Consider the following 17,433-nt stretch of genomic DNA (forward strand, 5'->3'; position numbering starts at 1 on the left):
GCAAACGACGCTCCATGAATGCACAATCACGCCCCATGTCCACCGTTTTCAACTTCACCTTCGTGCCCTGGTTCCGCTCGGTCGCGCCCTATATCCACACGCACCGCGGCAAGACTTTCGTGGTCGCCCTGGCGGGCGAGGCGATCGCGGCGGGCAAGCTGCAGAACATCGCGCAGGACCTGGCCCTGATCCAGAGCATGGGCGTGAAGATCGTGCTGGTGCACGGCTTCCGTCCGCAGGTCAACGAGCAGCTCGCAGCCAAGGGCCACGAAGCTAAGTACTCGCACGGCATCCGCATCACCGACGAGGTGGCGCTCGACTCCGCGCAGGAAGCCGCGGGACAGCTGCGCTACGAGATCGAGGCCGCCTTCAGCCAGGGCCTGCCGAACACGCCGATGGCGGGCTCGACGGTGCGGGTGATCTCGGGCAACTTCATCACCGCGCGACCCGTTGGCGTTGTCGACGGGGTGGACTTCAAGCATTCGGGCCTGGTGCGCAAGGTCGACTCGGCCGGCATCCGCCGCACGCTCGATTTCGGTGCGATGGTGCTGATGTCGCCCTTCGGCTTCTCGCCCACGGGCGAGGCCTTCAACCTGACGATGGAAGAGGTGGCCACCAGCGTCGCCATCTCGATCCAGGCCGACAAGCTGATCTTCCTGACCGAGATCCCGGGCATCCGCATCGACAGCGAGTTGCCCGAGAGCGAGGACAACCCGATCGACACCGAGCTGCCGCTGGATGCCGCGGAAAAACTGCTCGCCTCGCTGCCACCGCCGCAGAAGCCGACTGACACGGCTTTCTACCTGCAGCACTGCGTGAAGGCCTGCAAGGCCGGCGTGGAGCGCAACCACATCCTGCCCTTCGCGCTCGACGGCTCGCTGCTGCTCGAGGTGTACGTGCACGATGGCGTCGGCACGATGGTGATCGACGAAAAGCTCGAGAGCCTGCGCGAAGCCTCGGTGGACGATATCGGCGGCATCCTCCAGCTGATCGAGCCCTTCGAGCGCGACGGCACGCTCGTGAAGCGCGACCGCACCGAGATCGAGCGCGACGTGGGCCACTATACGGTGATCGAGCACGACGGCGTGATCTTCGGCTGCGCGGCACTCTACCCATACCCCGAGGCGCGCACCGCCGAGATGGCCGCGCTCACGGTGTCGCCTCAATCGCAGTCGCAGGGCGACGGCGAACGCATCCTCAAGCGTGTCGAACACCGCGCCAAGGCGATGGGCCTGGACAGCATCTTCGTGCTCACCACGCGCACCATGCACTGGTTCCTCAAGCGCGGCTTCCAGCAGGTCAACCCCGACTGGCTGCCCGAGGCGCGCAAGCGCAAGTACAACTGGGACCGCAAGAGCCAGGTGCTGGTCAAGAAGATCTGACCGACTGCTGAAATCCCCGAGAAGGAGACTGCCCCAATGACGCTCGCCACAGCCCTGCTCTTCGCCATCGTGGCCTTCGCCGCCATCGCCACGCCCGGTCCTACCGTCCTGCTGGCGCTCAGCAACGGCTCGCGCCACGGCGTACGGCGAGCCTTGCCGGGCATGCTCGGCGCGGTGCTGTCGGACTTCGTGCTGGTCGGCGCCGTGGCCCTCGGCCTTGGCGCGCTGCTGGCCGCGTCCGAGTTCTGGTTCTCGATGCTGAAGTGGGTCGGCGCGGTGTACCTGGCGTATCTCGGCCTGCGCATGCTGCGCTCCAGGGGCGGCGGCTTCCATCTGCCTGCCGCCGACGGCGCGCCGTCGACCACGGCGGGCGAGAGCAAGCGCATCTTCTTCAAGTCCTTCCTCGTGGCGGTGACCAACCCCAAGGGCTACATCTTCTGCTCGGCGCTGTTGCCGCAGTTCATCGATCCCTCGGCCGCGCAGGCGCCGCAATACTTCGTCATCGCCCTGATCTTCGCGGGCCTGGACATGGCGGTGATGCTGGCCTACGCCTTCGTCGGCGCCCGCGCGATCCGGCTGCTGACCGTATCGGCCACGCGCTGGATCGACCGCGCCTGCGGCGGCATGCTGCTGGCGCTGGCCGGCTCGCTCGCCTTCTACCGGCGCGGCGCGGCCTGACGACGACACCTGTCGCCGGCCAGTAGCCGCTTCGCCAGGAGCGGTAACAGCTGTCACCGATAATCCCGGGCATGAATCCCCTGCTTTCCCGGTTGCAACCCTATCCCTTCGAGCGGCTGAAGCAACTGTTCGCGGGCGTCACGCCCAACCCCGAGTTTTCCGCCATCAGCCTGGGCATCGGCGAACCCAAGCACGCCACGCCGGGCTTCATCAAGGACGCCTTGAGCGCGAGCCTCGGCGCGCTGGCCGCCTACCCCGCCACCGCCGGCGACCTGGCGCTGCGCACCGCCTTCACCGACTGGCTGAAAACCCGCTACAGCCTCGCCCTCGACCCGGCCACGCAGGTGCTGCCCGTCAACGGCTCGCGCGAGGCGCTGTTCTCGCTGGCCCAGACCGTGGTCGACCCGACCGCCTCGCCGCAGCCGGTGGTGATGTCGCCCAACCCGTTCTATCAGATCTACGAGGGCGCGGCCCTGCTCTCGGGCGCCGAGCCGTACTACGTGGCCAGCGTGCCCGCGCGCAATTTCGCGGTCGACTGGGACAGCGTGCCCGATGACGTCTGGGCCCGTACGCAACTGGTGTTTGTCTGCTCGCCGGGCAACCCGACGGGCGCCGTGATGTCGCTGGACGAGTGGAAGAAACTCTTCGCACTGTCCGACCGCCACGGCTTCGTGATCGCCGCCGACGAGTGCTACAGCGAAATCTACTTCCGCGACGAGCCCCCGCTCAGCGGCCTCGAAGCCTCGGTGAAGCTCGGCCGGCCCGACTTCAGGAACCTGATCGCGCTGACCTCGCTGTCCAAGCGCAGCAACGTGCCCGGCCTGCGCAGCGGCTTCGTGGCGGGCGACGCGTCCATCATCAAGAAGTTCTTGCTCTACCGCACCTACCACGGCAGCGCCATGAGCGGCACCGTGGCCGCGGCCAGCATCGCGGCCTGGGGTGACGAGTCCCATGTGGTCGATAACCGCGCGCAGTACCGCGCCAAGTTCGCTGCCGTCACGCCGCTGCTCGAACCCGTGCTCGACGTGCGTCTGCCCGACGCCAGTTTCTACCTCTGGGCCGGCGTGCCCGAAGTGTGGGCTGGCGACGACGAAGCCTTCGCCCGCGCGCTCTACGCTCAATACAATGTGACGGTTTTGCCGGGCAGCTATCTGGCGCGCCATACGACATACGGGGCGCACAGCTCCAACCCCGGCCGGGGCCGCATCCGCATGGCGCTGGTGGCCGGAACGGCCGAGTGCGTCGAGGCCGCCGGACGCATCGTCCGCTTCTGCAACGAGGGCACGGACGCCCGCCGCTGATCCGCTTTCCCGCTCCCATTTTTCACCCGAGACCTTCTTCATGACCCAGCAACTGCAACAAATCATCGACGCCGCGTGGGAAGACCGCGCCAACATCTCGCCCTCCGCCTCGTCGGCCGAAGTGCGCGAGGCCGTCGAGCACGTCATCACCGAACTCAACAACGGCAAGCTGCGCGTGGCCACCCGTGAAAGCGTCGGCAAGTGGACCGTGCACCAGTGGATCAAGAAGGCCGTGCTGCTGTCGTTCCGCCTGAAGGACAACGAGCAGATGCAGGCCGGTTCGCTCGGCTTCTACGACAAGGTGCCGACCAAGTTCTCGCACCTGTCGGCCAACGAGCTGAAAGAGTCGGGCGTTCGCATCGTGCCCCCGGCCGTGGCCCGCCGCGGCAGCTACATCGCCAAGGGCGCGATCCTGATGCCCTCGTACGTGAACATCGGCGCCTACGTGGGCGAAGGCACCATGGTCGACACCTGGGCCACCGTGGGTTCGTGCGCGCAGATCGGCGCCAACGTGCACCTGTCGGGCGGCGTCGGCATCGGCGGCGTGCTCGAGCCGCTGCAGGCCGGCCCCACCATCATCGAAGACAACTGCTTCATCGGCGCGCGCTCCGAAGTGGTCGAAGGCGTGGTGGTCGAAGAAAACTCGGTGCTGTCGATGGGCGTGTTCATCGGCCAGAGCACCCCGATCTACGACCGCGCCACCGGCGAAACCCACTTCGGCCGCGTGCCCGCGGGCTCGGTCGTCGTGGCCGGCAGCCTGCCCAAGGACAACGGCCGCTACAGCATGTACGCCGCCATCATCGTGAAGAAGGTCGACGCCAAGACGCGTTCCACGACCTCGCTGAACGACCTGCTGCGCGACTGAACGGTCCCAGGACCAATCCCTTTTCCCCTTAGAGAAAACAACAGCACCCGAGGAGAGAGACCGATGAACATGATGGAGCGGATTCTTCGTTTGATGGCCGAGCGCAAGGCCTCCGACATCTACCTCTCGGCCCACTCCCCGGTGCTGATCCGCATCAACGGCATCTGCGTGCCGATCAACGCGCAAGTGCTGCCGGCCACCGCGCCGCTCGCGCTGCTGTCCGAGGTGGTGCCTCCCGCCCGCATCCAGGAGCTGGAAAGCACGGGCGAACTCAACATGGCCGTCGCTCTCGAAGGCGCCGGCAACTACCGCATCAGCGCCATGCGCCAGCGTGGCACCTACGCGGTGGTGGTGCGGCACATCGCCTCGACGATTCCGAGCTTTGCCGACCTGAACCTGCCCGACATCCTCAAAACGCTCATCATGGACAAGCGCGGGCTGATCCTGATGGTGGGCGCCACCGGCGCCGGCAAGACCACCACGCTGGCCTCGATGCTCGACTACCGCAACGAGCACGCCAGCGGCCACATCCTGACGGTGGAGGAACCCATCGAGTTCACCTACACCAACAAGAAATCGGTGGTGAACCAGCGCGACGTGGGCAGCGACACCACCTCGCTGCAGATGGCGCTGAAGAACGCGCTGCGCCAGGCGCCCGACGTGATCCAGATCGGCGAAATCCGCGACCGCGACACCATGACCGCCGCCATCGCCTACGCGCAGTCGGGCCACCTGTGCGTGGCCACGCTGCACGCCAACAACAGCTACCGCGCGCTGAACCGCATCCTGAGCTTCTTCCCGGTCGAAGTTCGGCCCACGCTCCTGGGCGACCTGGGTGGCGCGCTGCGCGCCATCGTTTCGCAGCGCCTGCTGCGCACGCCGACCGGCGGCCGCGTGCCGGCGCTCGAAGTCATGCTCAACACCGCGCTGGTGGCCGAGCTGATCGAAAAGGGCGACTTCTCGGGCGTCAAGGAAGCCATGGAAAAGTCGATGGCCGAAGGCTCGCAGACCTTCGAGGAAGACATCGCCCGCCTCATCATCGAAGAGCGCGTGACCCGCGAGGAAGGCCTGTCGCACGCCGATTCGCCCACCAACCTGATGTGGCGCCTGCAGAACCGCGCCGCGCCCAAGCAGCAGGTGGATGACCGCAATCTGACTGACCAGGTCGACGAACCCACCTTCACCGACATCACGCTCGACGTGAAGTTTTGAACCAAGCCTTTTCCCGATGTCCCGTACGCTCCAGCTCGCCGAACAACTCATCTCGCGCCCCTCCGTCACCCCCGACGATGCGGGCTGCCAACAGATCCTCGGCGAGCGGCTGGCGCCACTGGGCTTCACCCTGGAAACCATCGAGAGCGGCCCGGCCGACTTTCGGGTGACCAACCTCTGGGCGGTGCGCCGTCCCACCAACGCGGCTGCGACCAAAACGCTGGTGTTCGCCGGCCACACCGATGTGGTGCCCACCGGCCCTGTCGAGCAATGGACCAGCCACCCTTTCACCCCCACGCATCGCGACGGCAAGCTCTACGGCCGTGGCGCCTGCGACATGAAGACCTCGGTGGCCGCCTTCGTGACCTCGATCGAGGAATTCCTGCAGGCCGTGCCCGACCCGCAGCTCACGCTCGCGTTGCTGCTCACCAGCGATGAGGAAGGCCCCGGCGTCGACGGCACCGTCATCGTCTGCAACGCGCTGGCCGCGCGCGGCGAAGTCATCGACTACTGCATCGTCGGCGAGCCCACGGCGGTGGAGCGCTGCGGCGACATGATCAAGAACGGCCGCCGCGGCACCATGAGCGGCAAGCTCACCGTCAAGGGTGTGCAGGGCCACATCGCCTACCCGCACCTGGCGAAGAACCCCGTGCATTCGGTGGCGCCCGCGCTGGCCGAACTGGTGGCCATCAACACCGCGGGCGGCTGGGACACCGCGAGCAACCCCTACTTCCAGCCCACCAGCTGGCAGATCAGCAATTTCCATTCGGGCACCGGCGCAAGCAACGTGATTCCGGGCAGCGCAGTGATCGACTTCAACTTCCGTTTCTCGACCGAATCGACGCCCGAATCGCTGCAGCAGCGCGTGCACGCCGTGCTCGACGCGCACGGCATCGACTACACGCTGGCCTGGACCGTCGGCGGACTGCCCTTCCTGACGACGCCCGGCGAACTGGTCGCGGCCGTGCAGGGCGCGATCCGCGCAGAGACCGGCATCGAAACCGAGCTGTCGACGAGCGGCGGCACCAGCGACGCGCGCTTCATCGCCAAGATCTGCAGGCAGGTAGTCGAACTCGGCCCGGTGAACGCCAGCATCCACAAGATCGACGAGCACATCGACGTGGCCGAGATCGAGACGCTGAAGAACATCTACCTGCGCACGCTGAAGCAGCTCGATGCTGCACTCGCGGCATGAGCACCGTCATCGAGCTGATCGAGTCGGGCGCCAAGCGGCTCGAGGAAGCCGGCGTGGCTTTTGGCCACGGTACCGCCAACGCCTTCGACGAAGCCGCCTGGCTCGTGCTGTGGCGCCTGAAGCTGCCGCTGGACGACCTCGACAGCGTCGCCGACACGCCCGTGTCACCCGCAGAAGCCGGCAAGGTCGCCGCGCTGATCGAAGAACGCATCGCCACGCGCAAGCCCGCCGCCTACCTCACGAAAGAGGCGTGGCTGCAGGGCGTGCCCTTCTACGTGGACGAGCGCGCCATCGTGCCGCGCAGCTTCATCGCCGAGCTGATCGCCGACGGTTCCATCGACTACTGGCTCGGCGAGCACACGTGGCGCGTGCTCGACCTGTGCACTGGCAATGGCAGCCTCGCGGTGCTCGCGGCGCTGACCTATCCGGACGTGACCGTGGATGCGGCCGACCTGTCGGCCGAGGCCCTCGAAGTGGCGGCCATCAACGTCACCCGCCACGAGTTGGACGCGCGCGTCACGCTCATCGAATCGGACGGCCTGGCGAACACGCCCGGCCCGTACGACCTCGTGCTGTGCAACCCACCCTACGTGAACAGCGCCAGCATGGCCGCCCTGCCCGCCGAATACCGTGCCGAGCCCGAGCTCGCACTGGCCGGCGGCACCGACGGCATGGATTTCGTGCGCCAGCTGTTCGCCGACGCGCCTTCCTGCATGAGCGAGCGCGCCGTGCTGGTGCTGGAAATCGGCAACGAGCGCGACTACTTCGAGGCCGCCTTTCCGCAGCTCGAGGTCGTCTGGCTCGAAACCTCGGCGGGCGAGGACCAGGTCTTGCTGGTCACACGGGAGGCGCTGCTGAAATCGGACTTCCGGACGCAGAAGTAATACAAAACCGTTTTTTGGTTTTCCTTTTGCGCTCTCTGCGAAATCTTCGCGTCCTCTGCGTCCGGTAACCCGCATTCGCGGCCCCCTTCAGCCCACCCGGGATAATCCCGGCCTAGGCCCATTTTCATGATCACTCTCAAAAACGTCATTCTTCGCCGCAGCGCCAAGGTTCTGCTCGACGGCGCCACCGTCACCCTCAACCCCGGCGAGAAGGTCGGCCTGGTGGGGCGCAACGGCGCCGGCAAGTCGACCCTGTTCGCCCTGCTCAACGGCACGCTGCACGAAGACGGCGGCGACTTCTCGGTGCCCAAACACTGGCGCATGGCCCAGGTGGCGCAGAACATGCCCGAGACCGAGGAGTCGGCCACCGACTTCGTGGTGGGCGGCGACACCCGCCTGACCGAGCTGCGCGAGTCGCTGGCCGCCATCGAGGCCGCCTACACCGCGAACCCCGACGACCCCGACATCGGCATGGAGCTGGCCCACGCCTACACCGACCTGGCCGACGCAGGCGAGCACGACGCCGTGCCGCGCGCGCAGGCGCTCATCCTGGGCCTGGGCTTCAAGTCGCACGAGCTCGACGAGCCCGTCAACAGCTTCTCGGGCGGCTGGCGCATGCGCCTGCAGCTGGCCCGCGCCCTGATGTGCCCGAGCGACCTGCTGCTGCTCGACGAACCGACCAACCACCTGGACCTGGACGCCCTCGTCTGGCTCGAAGCCTGGCTGCAGAAGTACCCGGGCACCATGATCGTCATCAGCCACGACCGCGAGTTTCTCGACGCCGTGACCGACGTCACCCTGCACATCGCCAACGCCCAGCTCACGCGCTACGGCGGTAACTACAGCAAGTTCGAGGACATGCGCGCGCTGCAGATGGAGCAGCAGCAAGTGGCCTTCAGCAAGCAGCAGGACAAGATCGCCCACCTGCAGAAGTTCATCGACCGCTTCAAGGCCAAGGCCAGCAAGGCCAAGCAGGCGCAAAGCCGCGTCAAGGCGCTGGAGCGCATGGAAAAGGTGGCGCCGCTCCTGGCCGAGGCCGACTTCACCTTCGAGTTCAAGGAGCCGGGCAACATCCCCAATCCGATGCTGTCGATCAGCAACGCGAGCTTCGGGTACGAGATCGAGAACGAAGCGCCCAAGACCATCCTTCGCGGCGTGAGCCGTTCGGTGCTGGCGGGCCAGCGCATCGGCATCCTGGGCGCCAACGGCCAGGGCAAGTCGACGCTGGTGAAGACCATTGCGCGCGAAATGGGCGCGCTGGCCGGCCAGGTCACCGAAGGCAAGGGCCTCAACATCGGCTACTTCGCGCAGCAGGAACTCGACGTGCTGCGCCCGCAGGACACCCCGCTCGAGCACATGGTGCGCATGGCGCGCGAGCTCGGCAGCAGCGTCAAGGAGGCCACCGGCGAGCAGGCCCTGCGCGGCTTCCTCGGCAGCTTCAACTTCAGCGGCGACATGGTCAAGCAGCCCGTGGGCACCATGAGCGGCGGCGAAAAGGCCCGCCTCGTGCTCGCGATGATGGTGTGGCAGCGCCCCAACCTGCTGCTGCTCGACGAGCCTACCAACCACCTGGACCTGGCCACCCGCGAGGCCCTGGCCGTGGCGCTCAACGAGTTCGAAGGCACGCTGATGCTCGTGAGCCACGACCGTGCGTTGCTGCGTTCGGTGTGCGACGAGTTCTGGCTGGTGGGCCGCGGCGTGGTCGGCGACTTCGACGGCGACCTCGACGACTACCAGCGCTACCTGCTCGACGAGGCCAAGCGCCTGCGCGAAGAAGCGAAGATGGCGACGCGCGAAGCCGTCAGCATCGCCGCTGCTGCCGCAGCAGCCGCACCGGTGGCGGCGCCCGCCGCTGCGCAGCAACGCAAGCAGGACGCCCAGGAGCGCCAGCAGCGCAGCGACCAAGCCAAGCCGATCAAGCGCGAGATCGCGCAGATCGACGAGCGCATGGCCGCCGCCGGCACCGAACGCACCGCGCTCGAAGCGCGCCTGGCGCAGCCGCTGCCTCCTGCGGAGATTGCCGAAGCGGGCAAGCGGCTGAAGGCGCTCAACGATGAAATCGGCCGCCTCGAAGAGCGCTGGCTGGCCCTGTCGGACCAGCTCGAAGCCCTGGCGGCCTGACCTGGAACCAGGCAAGGGGAATCACCGGATGCCATCCGCCATCGACCTGGCCCGGGGTGACGAGAAACTCGTCGCCGCCGTGCACCGCAGCCGCCGGCTCATCACCCGCAAGGCCCTGATGGCCGCTGCCGCCAGCGCCGTGCCCCTGCCCGGCATCGATTGGATGGCCGACGCCGCCCTGCTCTCGCGGCTGGTGCCGCAGATCAGTGCCGAGTTTGGTCTCTCGGTCACTCAGGTCGAAAAGCTCGCGCCGCACCAGCGCGAGCGCATCCAGAAGGCGGCGACCACCGTCGGCGCCCTGCTGGTCGGCCGGCTCGTCACGCGCGACCTGCTGATCCGGCTGGCCAGGCACGCGGGCGTGCGCCTTACCGCCAAGCAGGCCACCAAGTACGTGCCCATCGCCGGGCAGATCGTGTCGGCCGCGCTCGGCTATGCGGCACTGCGCGCGCTCGGCGAGCAGCACATCAAGGACTGTGTGCGCGTCAGCACGACCCTCGCTCTCGCGCCGCCCGAACCGCACGCGAACGCCTGAGCGACTCGCGGTCGAACAGCACCTGCGCCGCCCAGCCTGCACACACCAGTCCGAAGCAACCGGCTCCCGCGACGGCGGGGCGCGCCGCCATCAGCCCGACGATCAGCCCCACAAGGGACAGCAGCGCCAGCAGCGCGCACAGCAGGCGATCCAGCCAAAGGCCCGACAGGCATCGTCTGAGCACGGTTTACTCATCGGCCGACGGTTGGCGCAAGGCCCGCGGAGCGGATTTGAGCGCCTCTTCCCGTACCTGCTGCTCGTAGGCAGCCAGCAGCGCAATGTAGTGGCGCGACATCACGTCGCTCACCCGTCCCAGGCCGATCTTGCTGATCGTCGGCTGCGGAATGCCTGTTCTCTGCTCGATCTGCTTCTGCGTGAGCCCCATGGCCCTCAGCGCCAGGACCAATTCGCGTGGCTTCATGGTTTTCTCCCTTTTTCTCATATTCTAAAGTCCAGGAAGAATATTCATCTGAGCTTAAATCCCGCTCGATGGAGACCATTGCCACACGCGCCTTGGCCGCGCGCAAATTCGCCAAGATGACGCAGAAGCAGGCAGAGGCAGCTTCCGGCGTCAAGCAGTCCAGCATTTCCAAGATCGAGCGGGGAGACACCAGCCGGTCGATGAGCGTGCTCGCGCTGGCGCGCGCCTACCGTGTCGACCCCAACTGGCTGGACACCGGCGACGGGCCGGCTCCATGGGACGAAGACCAGATCCGCCAGGCCCGCGACAAGGCCAACGAACCGCCTGGCCCCTATCGCGTGACGCGCACTCCGCCGTCGATCCCCTCGTTCAATCCCCGCACTCCCGGTACCGTGCCGCTCATCGCGTGGGCGGATGCCGCCAACTGGGACAGCCTCGAAGTTTCGCAGCAGCCCAGCGCCGAGCGCTGGATCCCCTGCATCGCCCATCACAGCCTTCATACCTATGCGCTGCGCGTGCGCGGCGACAGCATGACCGCGCCCAGCGGCCATCTGAAGAGCTATCCGGCGGAGTCGATCGTGTTTGTCGACACACAACTGAAGACACCCGATGACGGCGAACGCATCATCGCGAAACTCGACGACAGCGGCGAGATCACCTTCAAGGTGTTCAAGGAAGACGACGGGCGCCGCTGGCTGCTGCCGTTGAACCCGACGCACGAGCCGGTGCGCCAAGCCTTCACAGTGCTCGGCACCGTCATCGGCAAATGGGAAGACGAAGACTGAGGCCGTTGAAACGAGATTCCATCAAGGTCAGCTTCCATGCAGGTTCACAGGCGATAGTCATGGCTCTCCCTGTGGCCTGCATTCTCTGATCCTCCCTCCTCCAGCAGGTCACCTTCCAGCCCGCCTTCGTGCGGGCTGTTTTTTTGTTGTTCCAGGTGCGCGCGCTTCGCGTTACCTCGCCGGGCAACTTTGAACGCCGCAAATGAAAAAAGCCGCTGGAAGGCGGCCTTGATCAACGTGTTTTCAGAGGAGAAGGGTTCTGGTAGGACGTACTGGATTCGAACCAGTGACCAACGGATTAAAAGGCGTTCGCAAGCAAAATAAGCGCTCGAATGAGCAACCTTCGTCGATCGCTGTTGATTATGTAAGGCCTTGATTTAAAAGGCAAATCCTCGTTGATTGCTGTTGACCTTTGTGCACGACGGTTGAACCGATTGCACTTTTGAATGCACTGGAATTGCACCGGAGATCCGCCTTGCCTGTGCGAGTTCGCCGCAGCCCACGTCGGTCTCGTTTCGCTCTCGCGCTTGGCACACTCTTACTGCCTAGACTGACCAGTGGACAGCAACCACATGCTCAGCCAAGTTGAAAGCAGCGGCCAACCAGGCGCCCGACCGGGGACGGCTCCGCGGGGGTGTTCAACGAAAACCTAGGCCGCATCGAACGGCTCGCCAGCGAGCGCGCCAGATCCATTCGCATTTCTTGGACATGGCCCAGTCATCAGTTCCAGCGGCAGGTGCGCCCTCCGCCGCTGAAAGCATCAATGCATGTCTCCACAAGGGGCCATGCGTGGGGCGCTTTCGCGCTGCGACAAGGAATCAATCCATGCCGAAGATGAATCGCTTTGCTGAGAACGGGCGTCCGGCAGTGTGACTCTGCTGCGAGCGTCGTTCTGTCAACGTGCCTTACGACCAAAGGTCGCAAACTCAATGACGAGGACGACAAGCAAGGCTCCAAGCCAATAGGGCAGACTGGTAAAGGCGAAGCTGGCAATCTGGAAAGACAGCGCCTGTGTATAAACCTCATCCGTTGGCGGCTGGTTGCGTTGCTGTAGCACCGACCAAATCAAATGCCCCGCCATGCACACAAGCCAAACAACGACCGTCCACCTGTAAACGTTTTGCGGCTTTTTTGTCATGGCACATTCGGCGGATTGAAGGGCCTCAGTGCATCAACGACTCCGGGAGGAATCGGACCACCCTTGGGAATGTAGTAATCGGTGGCTCCGGGTGCTCGCATTGCATCACGCGCCACGCCACCAGGGAAGGGAGACATGTTCGTGTTCACGCCGCTGGCACGCAATGCAGTGTCCGTTCTGACTGCGCAGTTATCGAGCAGCCCAACACAGTTCCTACAGCCATTGCGCGACAAGTTGTCCAGGGCGGCCCTATCTTGCTCCGGCGTGCGCGGGATGATAGTCACCTGCTGATCACGGAACTGACTTTGTGACTCAAGGTAGCTCAATGGAGAGCTGCCTAGCGGGGTGTTATTGCCGTAGCTATAGACACCCGCCCCAGTGACACCAAGCGCGGTATGACCAAAAGGATTGGTGGCTTCGCGTCGACCGCCCGTGATCACTGCCACATCAAGACCAGTTGGGTCTACATAGTTCGCAGGATTGCCATCTGCATAGACGGCATGGGCGCCATTCAGCAGGCCAATCAATAGCGAGACAGCGATGCCCAGTTTCTTTGCCCAGTAGCTCACGATTCAGTCCTCCTTATTGTCAATCTTGCCCTCTATCGGCCGCTGCCGCCAGCCCTAGCGCGTTCGATTCTTTCGCGATACGCGGCCTCTGTGGCGGGGGGCGGGGCTTGGAAGCCCAGCGCTTTTGCCTTATTCCCCCAATACTGCCAACCGTTGTCCAACTGCTCGAACCGAGGCCGCAGGCTCACGGGTATGTCAGACGGTTGCGGGTACTTGTCGATAAACAGTCGTTGCCTCAAAGCTTTGTATCCAAGATAGGCATGGACCATGGCATCAATGTTTTTTGGGTAGTATTCAAGTGCGAGCATGGCCAGCCTGATGCGCGCTTCGTCAGCTTCGGTGCTCTTGTGGGCCTCATAGTCGCCCAGCAGTGAATCGATGATGACGGCTGCGGTTTCCTTCTTGGTGAGCGGCTGCATGTAGATGCCACTTGCGATGGCCTGAGGCGTAAGCGTTGGAAACTGCTTCTGTTGCCATGGGTCTTCAGCCCAGCCGCCGCCGTTGGTAGCTTCCACGCCAAACCAAAGTCCGTTGTCGCCACGGAACTTCACATAAAGATGCTGGGGCGCTGTAGTGATCGTGACGGGGATTCCGAGCTTCTGACCGAGGATGACGAACAGCAAGGGCATGGAGACGCAGTTGCCCTTGCGGGTGCCCAGATAGACGGAAAGCAGCTTAGCTTTTGGGTTGAGATCATCTGCAAGGTTGTACAGGAAGGGCTGCCGACCGCTGGTCAACGGCGGCCGGTACAGGTAATCGCGTAGGGTCTTGAACTTGTCCAAGTTGCTAGCGCTGATTGGAAAAGACGCCTTGACCTCCGAGACCATCGCATCGAGTTGCTTGAGCAATCCGGCCTTGTCGGTCGCTGGCTCGATCATTTGGTCGACGGTCACCTTGATGACTGCCAGATCCATCTGCGACTCGGGCTGCTCAAGAATCGCTTGAAGCGTCTTGTAGTGCGTCCCGTAGGCCTGTGTCGTGCGCTGCGCAACAGCCGCCGACGACAGCGTCGCCAGCGCCGAGCACAAAAACAGCCTCCCAAAGAACTGCGTCACAGACAGAACATGCATCTGGTTACTTTACCCGGCCGTAACGGACGCTTCTGTCAAAAATTTGGTTTCAAGAGAAATGCTGGCCCTGTCACGTCCCTACGCCATCGACAGCACGAATACGTGCCACGCGGAGCATGGCCGAGCCCAGACCTTGGTGAGTGCGCAGAAACTGCACCGAATATCGTCAACGCCAGACCCGAAGCGAGTGAGCGAGATGCACGCCGGCGCCGGCTTCATTGCCCTGCGCTTGGCCGCGGCGGCCAGGCCGTGGCCGGTGGGTCGCAACGGCGTACTCAGCAAGATTCAACGATGCGGACATGTGGTCTGCGGCTGGCTGAATCGCCCGAGCATTGCCTTCCTCGTCATCGCACATTGTGTAAACCACTGCCAAGGGGGACGCCATGAGCGCGTCTCCGACCTTGAGCTCGCTCAGCGCGCTCTGCATCCCGCTTGGCACCAGCTGCTCATTCAATTTGTCGAAACGCCTTGGGCCTTGAAGTGCATCGATCTGCGCGGCGTGCGCCGCAGCAGATTTGCGCAATTCAGAACCTCCCTTAACCATCGCTCGCCAGGCGCGCGCCAGTTCGGAAGGCGTCGACGCTGGCGGCGGGGGTGCCAGCAGCACGGCCCCCAGCTCCTGCAGTTCCTGATACCAGGCCTGGTCTTCTTCGGAGTCCAGAGGGGCGAGAATAAGCAGCTGGCAAAGGAGGTACGGTGTCCGCTTCGATCGCCCGTGCGATGCGATGCGCTTCCACTGACGTGTCGGCCGTGCCGAATCAGGCTGGCCAGCCTTTGCGCCGGATCTGGATCTTGTAGTTGCCCTCGCGGGTCTTTTGAATGCTTGCCAAGTGGTGGTCCTCTGGTCGATCGATGAAGCCCACAATGTCCAGTGCACTGAAATTGCACTGAAATGACAAATTCGGCGCCGATGCCTGCACTGCCCGCGCCATCCGAAAGGACAAAAAAAAACGGCCGGAACCCGCATAGATGCTGGGTTTCGACCGATTCAATGTTGGTGGTAGGACGTACTGGATTCGAACCAGTGACCAACGGATTAAAAGTCCGCTGCTCTACCAACTGAGCTAACGTCCCGGAACCATTTTTTCTTCTAGCCGGTATCGAATCCGGCAAAGCCTAAGATTATAGCGTGACGTTCGAGGCGATTTGGTCGAGAACCCAACCCGCTGCACATTGACCGAAGGTCGCAGTGACGCTGACCACCGATCCGTAGCCATGGCAGTTGAGCGAGCCGTCGCCTTCGATGGCGCATGACGCGTCGGGCGGCGCCACGCTTTCGCGGCTGAAGACGCAGGCAATGCCGATCTTGCGGCCTTCGCGCGGCGCGCCGTGTTCCTTGCGCAGGCGCTGGCGCAATTGCGCCAGCAAGGGGTCGTGCGTGACGAGCGACAGGTCGTCGATGTCGACCTTGTGCGCCTGCCGCTTGCCGCCCGCCGCGCCCACCGTGACGAACGCAGCGCGCGATGAAGAAGATGCACGCGCCCACGCGGCCATGGCCACCTTGGCCTTCACCTGGTCGCAGGCATCGATGACGGCCGTTGCCGGCCCGTTCGCGGCCTGCGCCGCATCGAGCAGCGATGTCCAGTTGCCGGGCTCGACGAAATCGTCGATCGCCTGCACCTTGCATCCGGGGTTGATCTGCGCGATGCGGTCGCGCATGGCTTCGACCTTGGCCTGTCCCACGGTGGCATCGAGCGCATGGATCTGGCGGTTGATGTTCGACTCCGACACGTGGTCGAGGTCGATCATCGTCAGCCGCCCCACCCCGCTGCGCGCCAGCGCCTCGACCGCCCATGAACCCACGCCGCCGATGCCGACGACCAGCACATGCGCGTTGCGGATGCGCGCGGCACCGGCAACGCCGTACAGCCGCTCGAGCCCGCCGAAGCGGCGCGCAAGATCGGGCGCCGCGGTGTCGGTGAGGACATCCGCGGCAGTGGGAGGAGTGGCGAAAGCGTCGATGACGATGGCACTCAAGCGCAAGGCTCCGCCGGCATCAACGCAGGCGCGAGAGGCGCTCGCGGCCGGCCTGCGCGGCTTCGGACTGCGGATAGGCCTTGGTCAGGTCTTCCAACGTGCGGCGCGCGGCGCGCGTGTCCTTCAGCTCGATCTGGCAGTTCGCGATCGACAGCACGGCCTCGGGGGCCTTGGCATGGTCGGGCGCGAGCGAGAGCATGGAGCGGAAGTTCGCGATGGCCTCGTTGTAGTTGCGCGTGGCGTACTGCGCATTGCCGAGCCAGAACAGCGCAGAAGCGTTGTAGCCGCTCTGCGGGTAGCGCTTGACGAATTCGGCGAACGCGGTCTGCGCCTGCGCGAACTGGCCCGAGCGGAACACGCCGAGGGCGGCGTCGAAGTCGGCCTTTTCCTTGGGATCGGCGGTGAACTCGCGGCCGTCCACCGATACCTTCGAGGGCTCGCTCTGCTTGAGCTTGTCGTCGATGGTGCTCTGGCGCGACTGCATCTCGCTCAGCGTGCGCGTGAGCTGCTCGTTCTGGCCGGTCATGCGGGCGAGGTCGCCGCGCATCTGCTCGATCTGGTTCTGCAGGTCGAGCAGGCTGCGGCGCAACTGACCGTTCTCGTCGGTCAGCCGCTGGTCGGTCTGCTGGCGCATGGCCTCGACGCGCTGGCGCAGATCGAGGATGGCGCGGCGAGCCTCGTCATCCTCGAACAGTGCGGCCTGCGACCCCATCGAGACGCAAAGCAGGGCGGCGGCCAGCGCCGCGCCCCGCATGAGAGCGCGTGGCATCACCGGGTGTAGCGGAGTTCGGCGCGGCGGTTCTGTGCCCATACTTCCTCACCCGAGCCCGGGACGGCAGGCTTTTCCTTGCCGAAGCTCACGGCCTCGATCTGGCCATCGCTCACGCCCAGCAGGGTCAGCGCGCGGCGGACGGCTTCGGCACGCTTCTGGCCGAGCGCCAGGTTGTATTCACGCCCGCCACGTTCGTCGGTGTGGCCTTCGATCGAGACGCGGCGCTGCGGATTGGCCTTGAGGAACCTGGCGTGGCCGTCGATCAGCGACTGGAATTCGGGCTTGACGGTGTAGCTGTCATAGTCGAAATAGACGATGCGCGCCACGCCAACCGGACCCTGCGCGGTGCCGGCGTTCTGATCGGCGTTGACTGGCGTCACGGTGCTGGCGCCGCCGCCCTGCTGGCCCGAGGTGCCGCGCCCGTCGGTCACGGGCGTGTCGGTGAGCTTGGTGCCCGACGAGCAACCGGCGATGAGAGCCACGATGGCCAGCGAATAAATCGTACGTTTCAACATTTTTTCAAACTCCTCA

At 64.8% G+C, this 17,433-nt stretch carries 19 protein-coding genes and 1 tRNA gene; 10 read left to right on the plus strand and 10 right to left on the minus strand.

Features of this window, described 5'->3' with window-relative positions; translation table 11 throughout:
• Positions 1-35: 35 nt before the first annotated feature.
• The 9 genes from argA (at position 36) to ACEN9N_RS10740 (ending at position 10,170) form a co-directional block, all read left to right on the plus strand.
• Positions 36-1,382 carry an amino-acid N-acetyltransferase gene (gene argA, locus ACEN9N_RS10700; RefSeq protein ID WP_007832305.1) on the plus strand — a complete coding sequence of 449 codons (1,347 nt, stop codon included), beginning with the start codon at positions 36-38 and terminating at the stop codon, positions 1,380-1,382.
• A 36-nt stretch (positions 1,383-1,418) separates the two neighbouring features.
• A complete protein-coding gene (locus tag ACEN9N_RS10705) occupies positions 1,419-2,060 on the plus strand; it encodes a LysE family translocator (protein WP_413311670.1) in 642 nt (213 codons plus the stop codon).
• A gap of 71 nt (positions 2,061-2,131) precedes the next feature.
• The gene (gene dapC / locus ACEN9N_RS10710) at positions 2,132-3,361 is read left to right on the plus strand and encodes a succinyldiaminopimelate transaminase (RefSeq protein WP_495656042.1); all 1,230 of its coding nucleotides are present in this window, start codon (positions 2,132-2,134) and stop codon (positions 3,359-3,361) included.
• 40 nt (positions 3,362-3,401) lie between these two features.
• Positions 3,402-4,226 (plus strand): 2,3,4,5-tetrahydropyridine-2,6-dicarboxylate N-succinyltransferase, encoded by an 825-nt coding sequence (gene dapD / locus ACEN9N_RS10715; RefSeq protein WP_495656043.1) that lies wholly within the window; start codon positions 3,402-3,404, stop codon positions 4,224-4,226.
• Between the two features lie 63 nt (positions 4,227-4,289).
• Positions 4,290-5,438, plus strand: coding sequence for a PilT/PilU family type 4a pilus ATPase (locus ACEN9N_RS10720; protein WP_495656044.1), 1,149 nt, complete (start codon positions 4,290-4,292; stop codon positions 5,436-5,438).
• A 16-nt stretch (positions 5,439-5,454) separates the two neighbouring features.
• Positions 5,455-6,633, plus strand: coding sequence for a succinyl-diaminopimelate desuccinylase (gene dapE, locus ACEN9N_RS10725; protein ID WP_413311665.1), 1,179 nt, complete (start codon positions 5,455-5,457; stop codon positions 6,631-6,633).
• On the plus strand, positions 6,630-7,517 hold the full coding sequence (gene prmB / locus ACEN9N_RS10730; RefSeq protein ID WP_495656045.1) for a 50S ribosomal protein L3 N(5)-glutamine methyltransferase: 888 nt from the start codon (positions 6,630-6,632) through the stop codon (positions 7,515-7,517). The genes dapE and prmB overlap by 4 nt, the downstream gene beginning before the upstream one ends.
• Positions 7,518-7,643: 126 nt before the next feature.
• Positions 7,644-9,638 (plus strand): ABC-F family ATP-binding cassette domain-containing protein, encoded by a 1,995-nt coding sequence (locus ACEN9N_RS10735; RefSeq protein WP_495656046.1) that lies wholly within the window; start codon positions 7,644-7,646, stop codon positions 9,636-9,638.
• A 28-nt stretch (positions 9,639-9,666) separates the two neighbouring features.
• Positions 9,667-10,170 carry a hypothetical protein gene (locus ACEN9N_RS10740; RefSeq protein WP_007832320.1) on the plus strand — a complete coding sequence of 168 codons (504 nt, stop codon included), beginning with the start codon at positions 9,667-9,669 and terminating at the stop codon, positions 10,168-10,170.
• Positions 10,171-10,357: 187 nt separating this feature from the next.
• Here ACEN9N_RS10740 and ACEN9N_RS10745 read toward each other — a convergent pair whose 3' ends face one another.
• Positions 10,358-10,591: a helix-turn-helix domain-containing protein gene (locus tag ACEN9N_RS10745; protein WP_413311658.1), complete on the minus strand. Its 234-nt coding sequence runs from the start codon at positions 10,589-10,591 to the stop codon at positions 10,358-10,360.
• Positions 10,592-10,659: 68 nt separating this feature from the next.
• On the opposite strand from ACEN9N_RS10745, the gene ACEN9N_RS10750 reads away from it, so the two are divergent.
• Positions 10,660-11,376, plus strand: a complete 717-nt coding sequence (locus ACEN9N_RS10750; RefSeq protein WP_007832324.1) for a helix-turn-helix domain-containing protein — start codon at positions 10,660-10,662, stop codon at positions 11,374-11,376.
• Between the two features lie 44 nt (positions 11,377-11,420).
• On the opposite strand, the gene ACEN9N_RS10755 is transcribed toward ACEN9N_RS10750, so the two are convergent.
• The 9 genes from ACEN9N_RS10755 to pal form a co-directional block, all read right to left on the minus strand.
• Positions 11,421-11,612 carry a hypothetical protein gene (locus ACEN9N_RS10755; protein ID WP_495656047.1) on the minus strand — a complete coding sequence of 64 codons (192 nt, stop codon included), beginning with the start codon at positions 11,610-11,612 and terminating at the stop codon, positions 11,421-11,423.
• Positions 11,613-12,271: 659 nt separating this feature from the next.
• Positions 12,272-12,514, minus strand: coding sequence for a hypothetical protein (locus ACEN9N_RS10760; protein WP_495656048.1), 243 nt, complete (start codon positions 12,512-12,514; stop codon positions 12,272-12,274).
• Positions 12,511-13,083 (minus strand): hypothetical protein, encoded by a 573-nt coding sequence (locus ACEN9N_RS10765; protein ID WP_495656049.1) that lies wholly within the window; start codon positions 13,081-13,083, stop codon positions 12,511-12,513. The genes ACEN9N_RS10760 and ACEN9N_RS10765 overlap by 4 nt, the downstream gene beginning before the upstream one ends.
• A gap of 32 nt (positions 13,084-13,115) precedes the next feature.
• Positions 13,116-14,138 (minus strand): transglutaminase family protein, encoded by a 1,023-nt coding sequence (locus tag ACEN9N_RS10770; protein WP_495656050.1) that lies wholly within the window; start codon positions 14,136-14,138, stop codon positions 13,116-13,118.
• Between the two features lie 181 nt (positions 14,139-14,319).
• The gene (locus ACEN9N_RS10775) at positions 14,320-14,760 is read right to left on the minus strand and encodes a hypothetical protein (RefSeq protein WP_495656051.1); all 441 of its coding nucleotides are present in this window, start codon (positions 14,758-14,760) and stop codon (positions 14,320-14,322) included.
• Positions 14,761-15,151: 391 nt separating this feature from the next.
• Positions 15,152-15,227: transfer RNA gene (locus tag ACEN9N_RS10780), tRNA-Lys, on the minus strand.
• Positions 15,228-15,275: 48 nt separating this feature from the next.
• The gene (locus tag ACEN9N_RS10785) at positions 15,276-16,115 is read right to left on the minus strand and encodes a tRNA threonylcarbamoyladenosine dehydratase (RefSeq protein WP_495656372.1); all 840 of its coding nucleotides are present in this window, start codon (positions 16,113-16,115) and stop codon (positions 15,276-15,278) included.
• A 34-nt stretch (positions 16,116-16,149) separates the two neighbouring features.
• The gene (ybgF, locus tag ACEN9N_RS10790; protein WP_042672779.1) at positions 16,150-16,899 is read right to left on the minus strand and encodes a tol-pal system protein YbgF; all 750 of its coding nucleotides are present in this window, start codon (positions 16,897-16,899) and stop codon (positions 16,150-16,152) included.
• Positions 16,899-17,417, minus strand: coding sequence for a peptidoglycan-associated lipoprotein Pal (gene pal, locus ACEN9N_RS10795; protein WP_495656052.1), 519 nt, complete (start codon positions 17,415-17,417; stop codon positions 16,899-16,901). The genes ybgF and pal overlap by 1 nt, the downstream gene beginning before the upstream one ends.
• Positions 17,418-17,433: the final 16 nt, after the last annotated feature.

This window comes from Variovorax sp. Varisp46 (assembly GCF_059491885.1).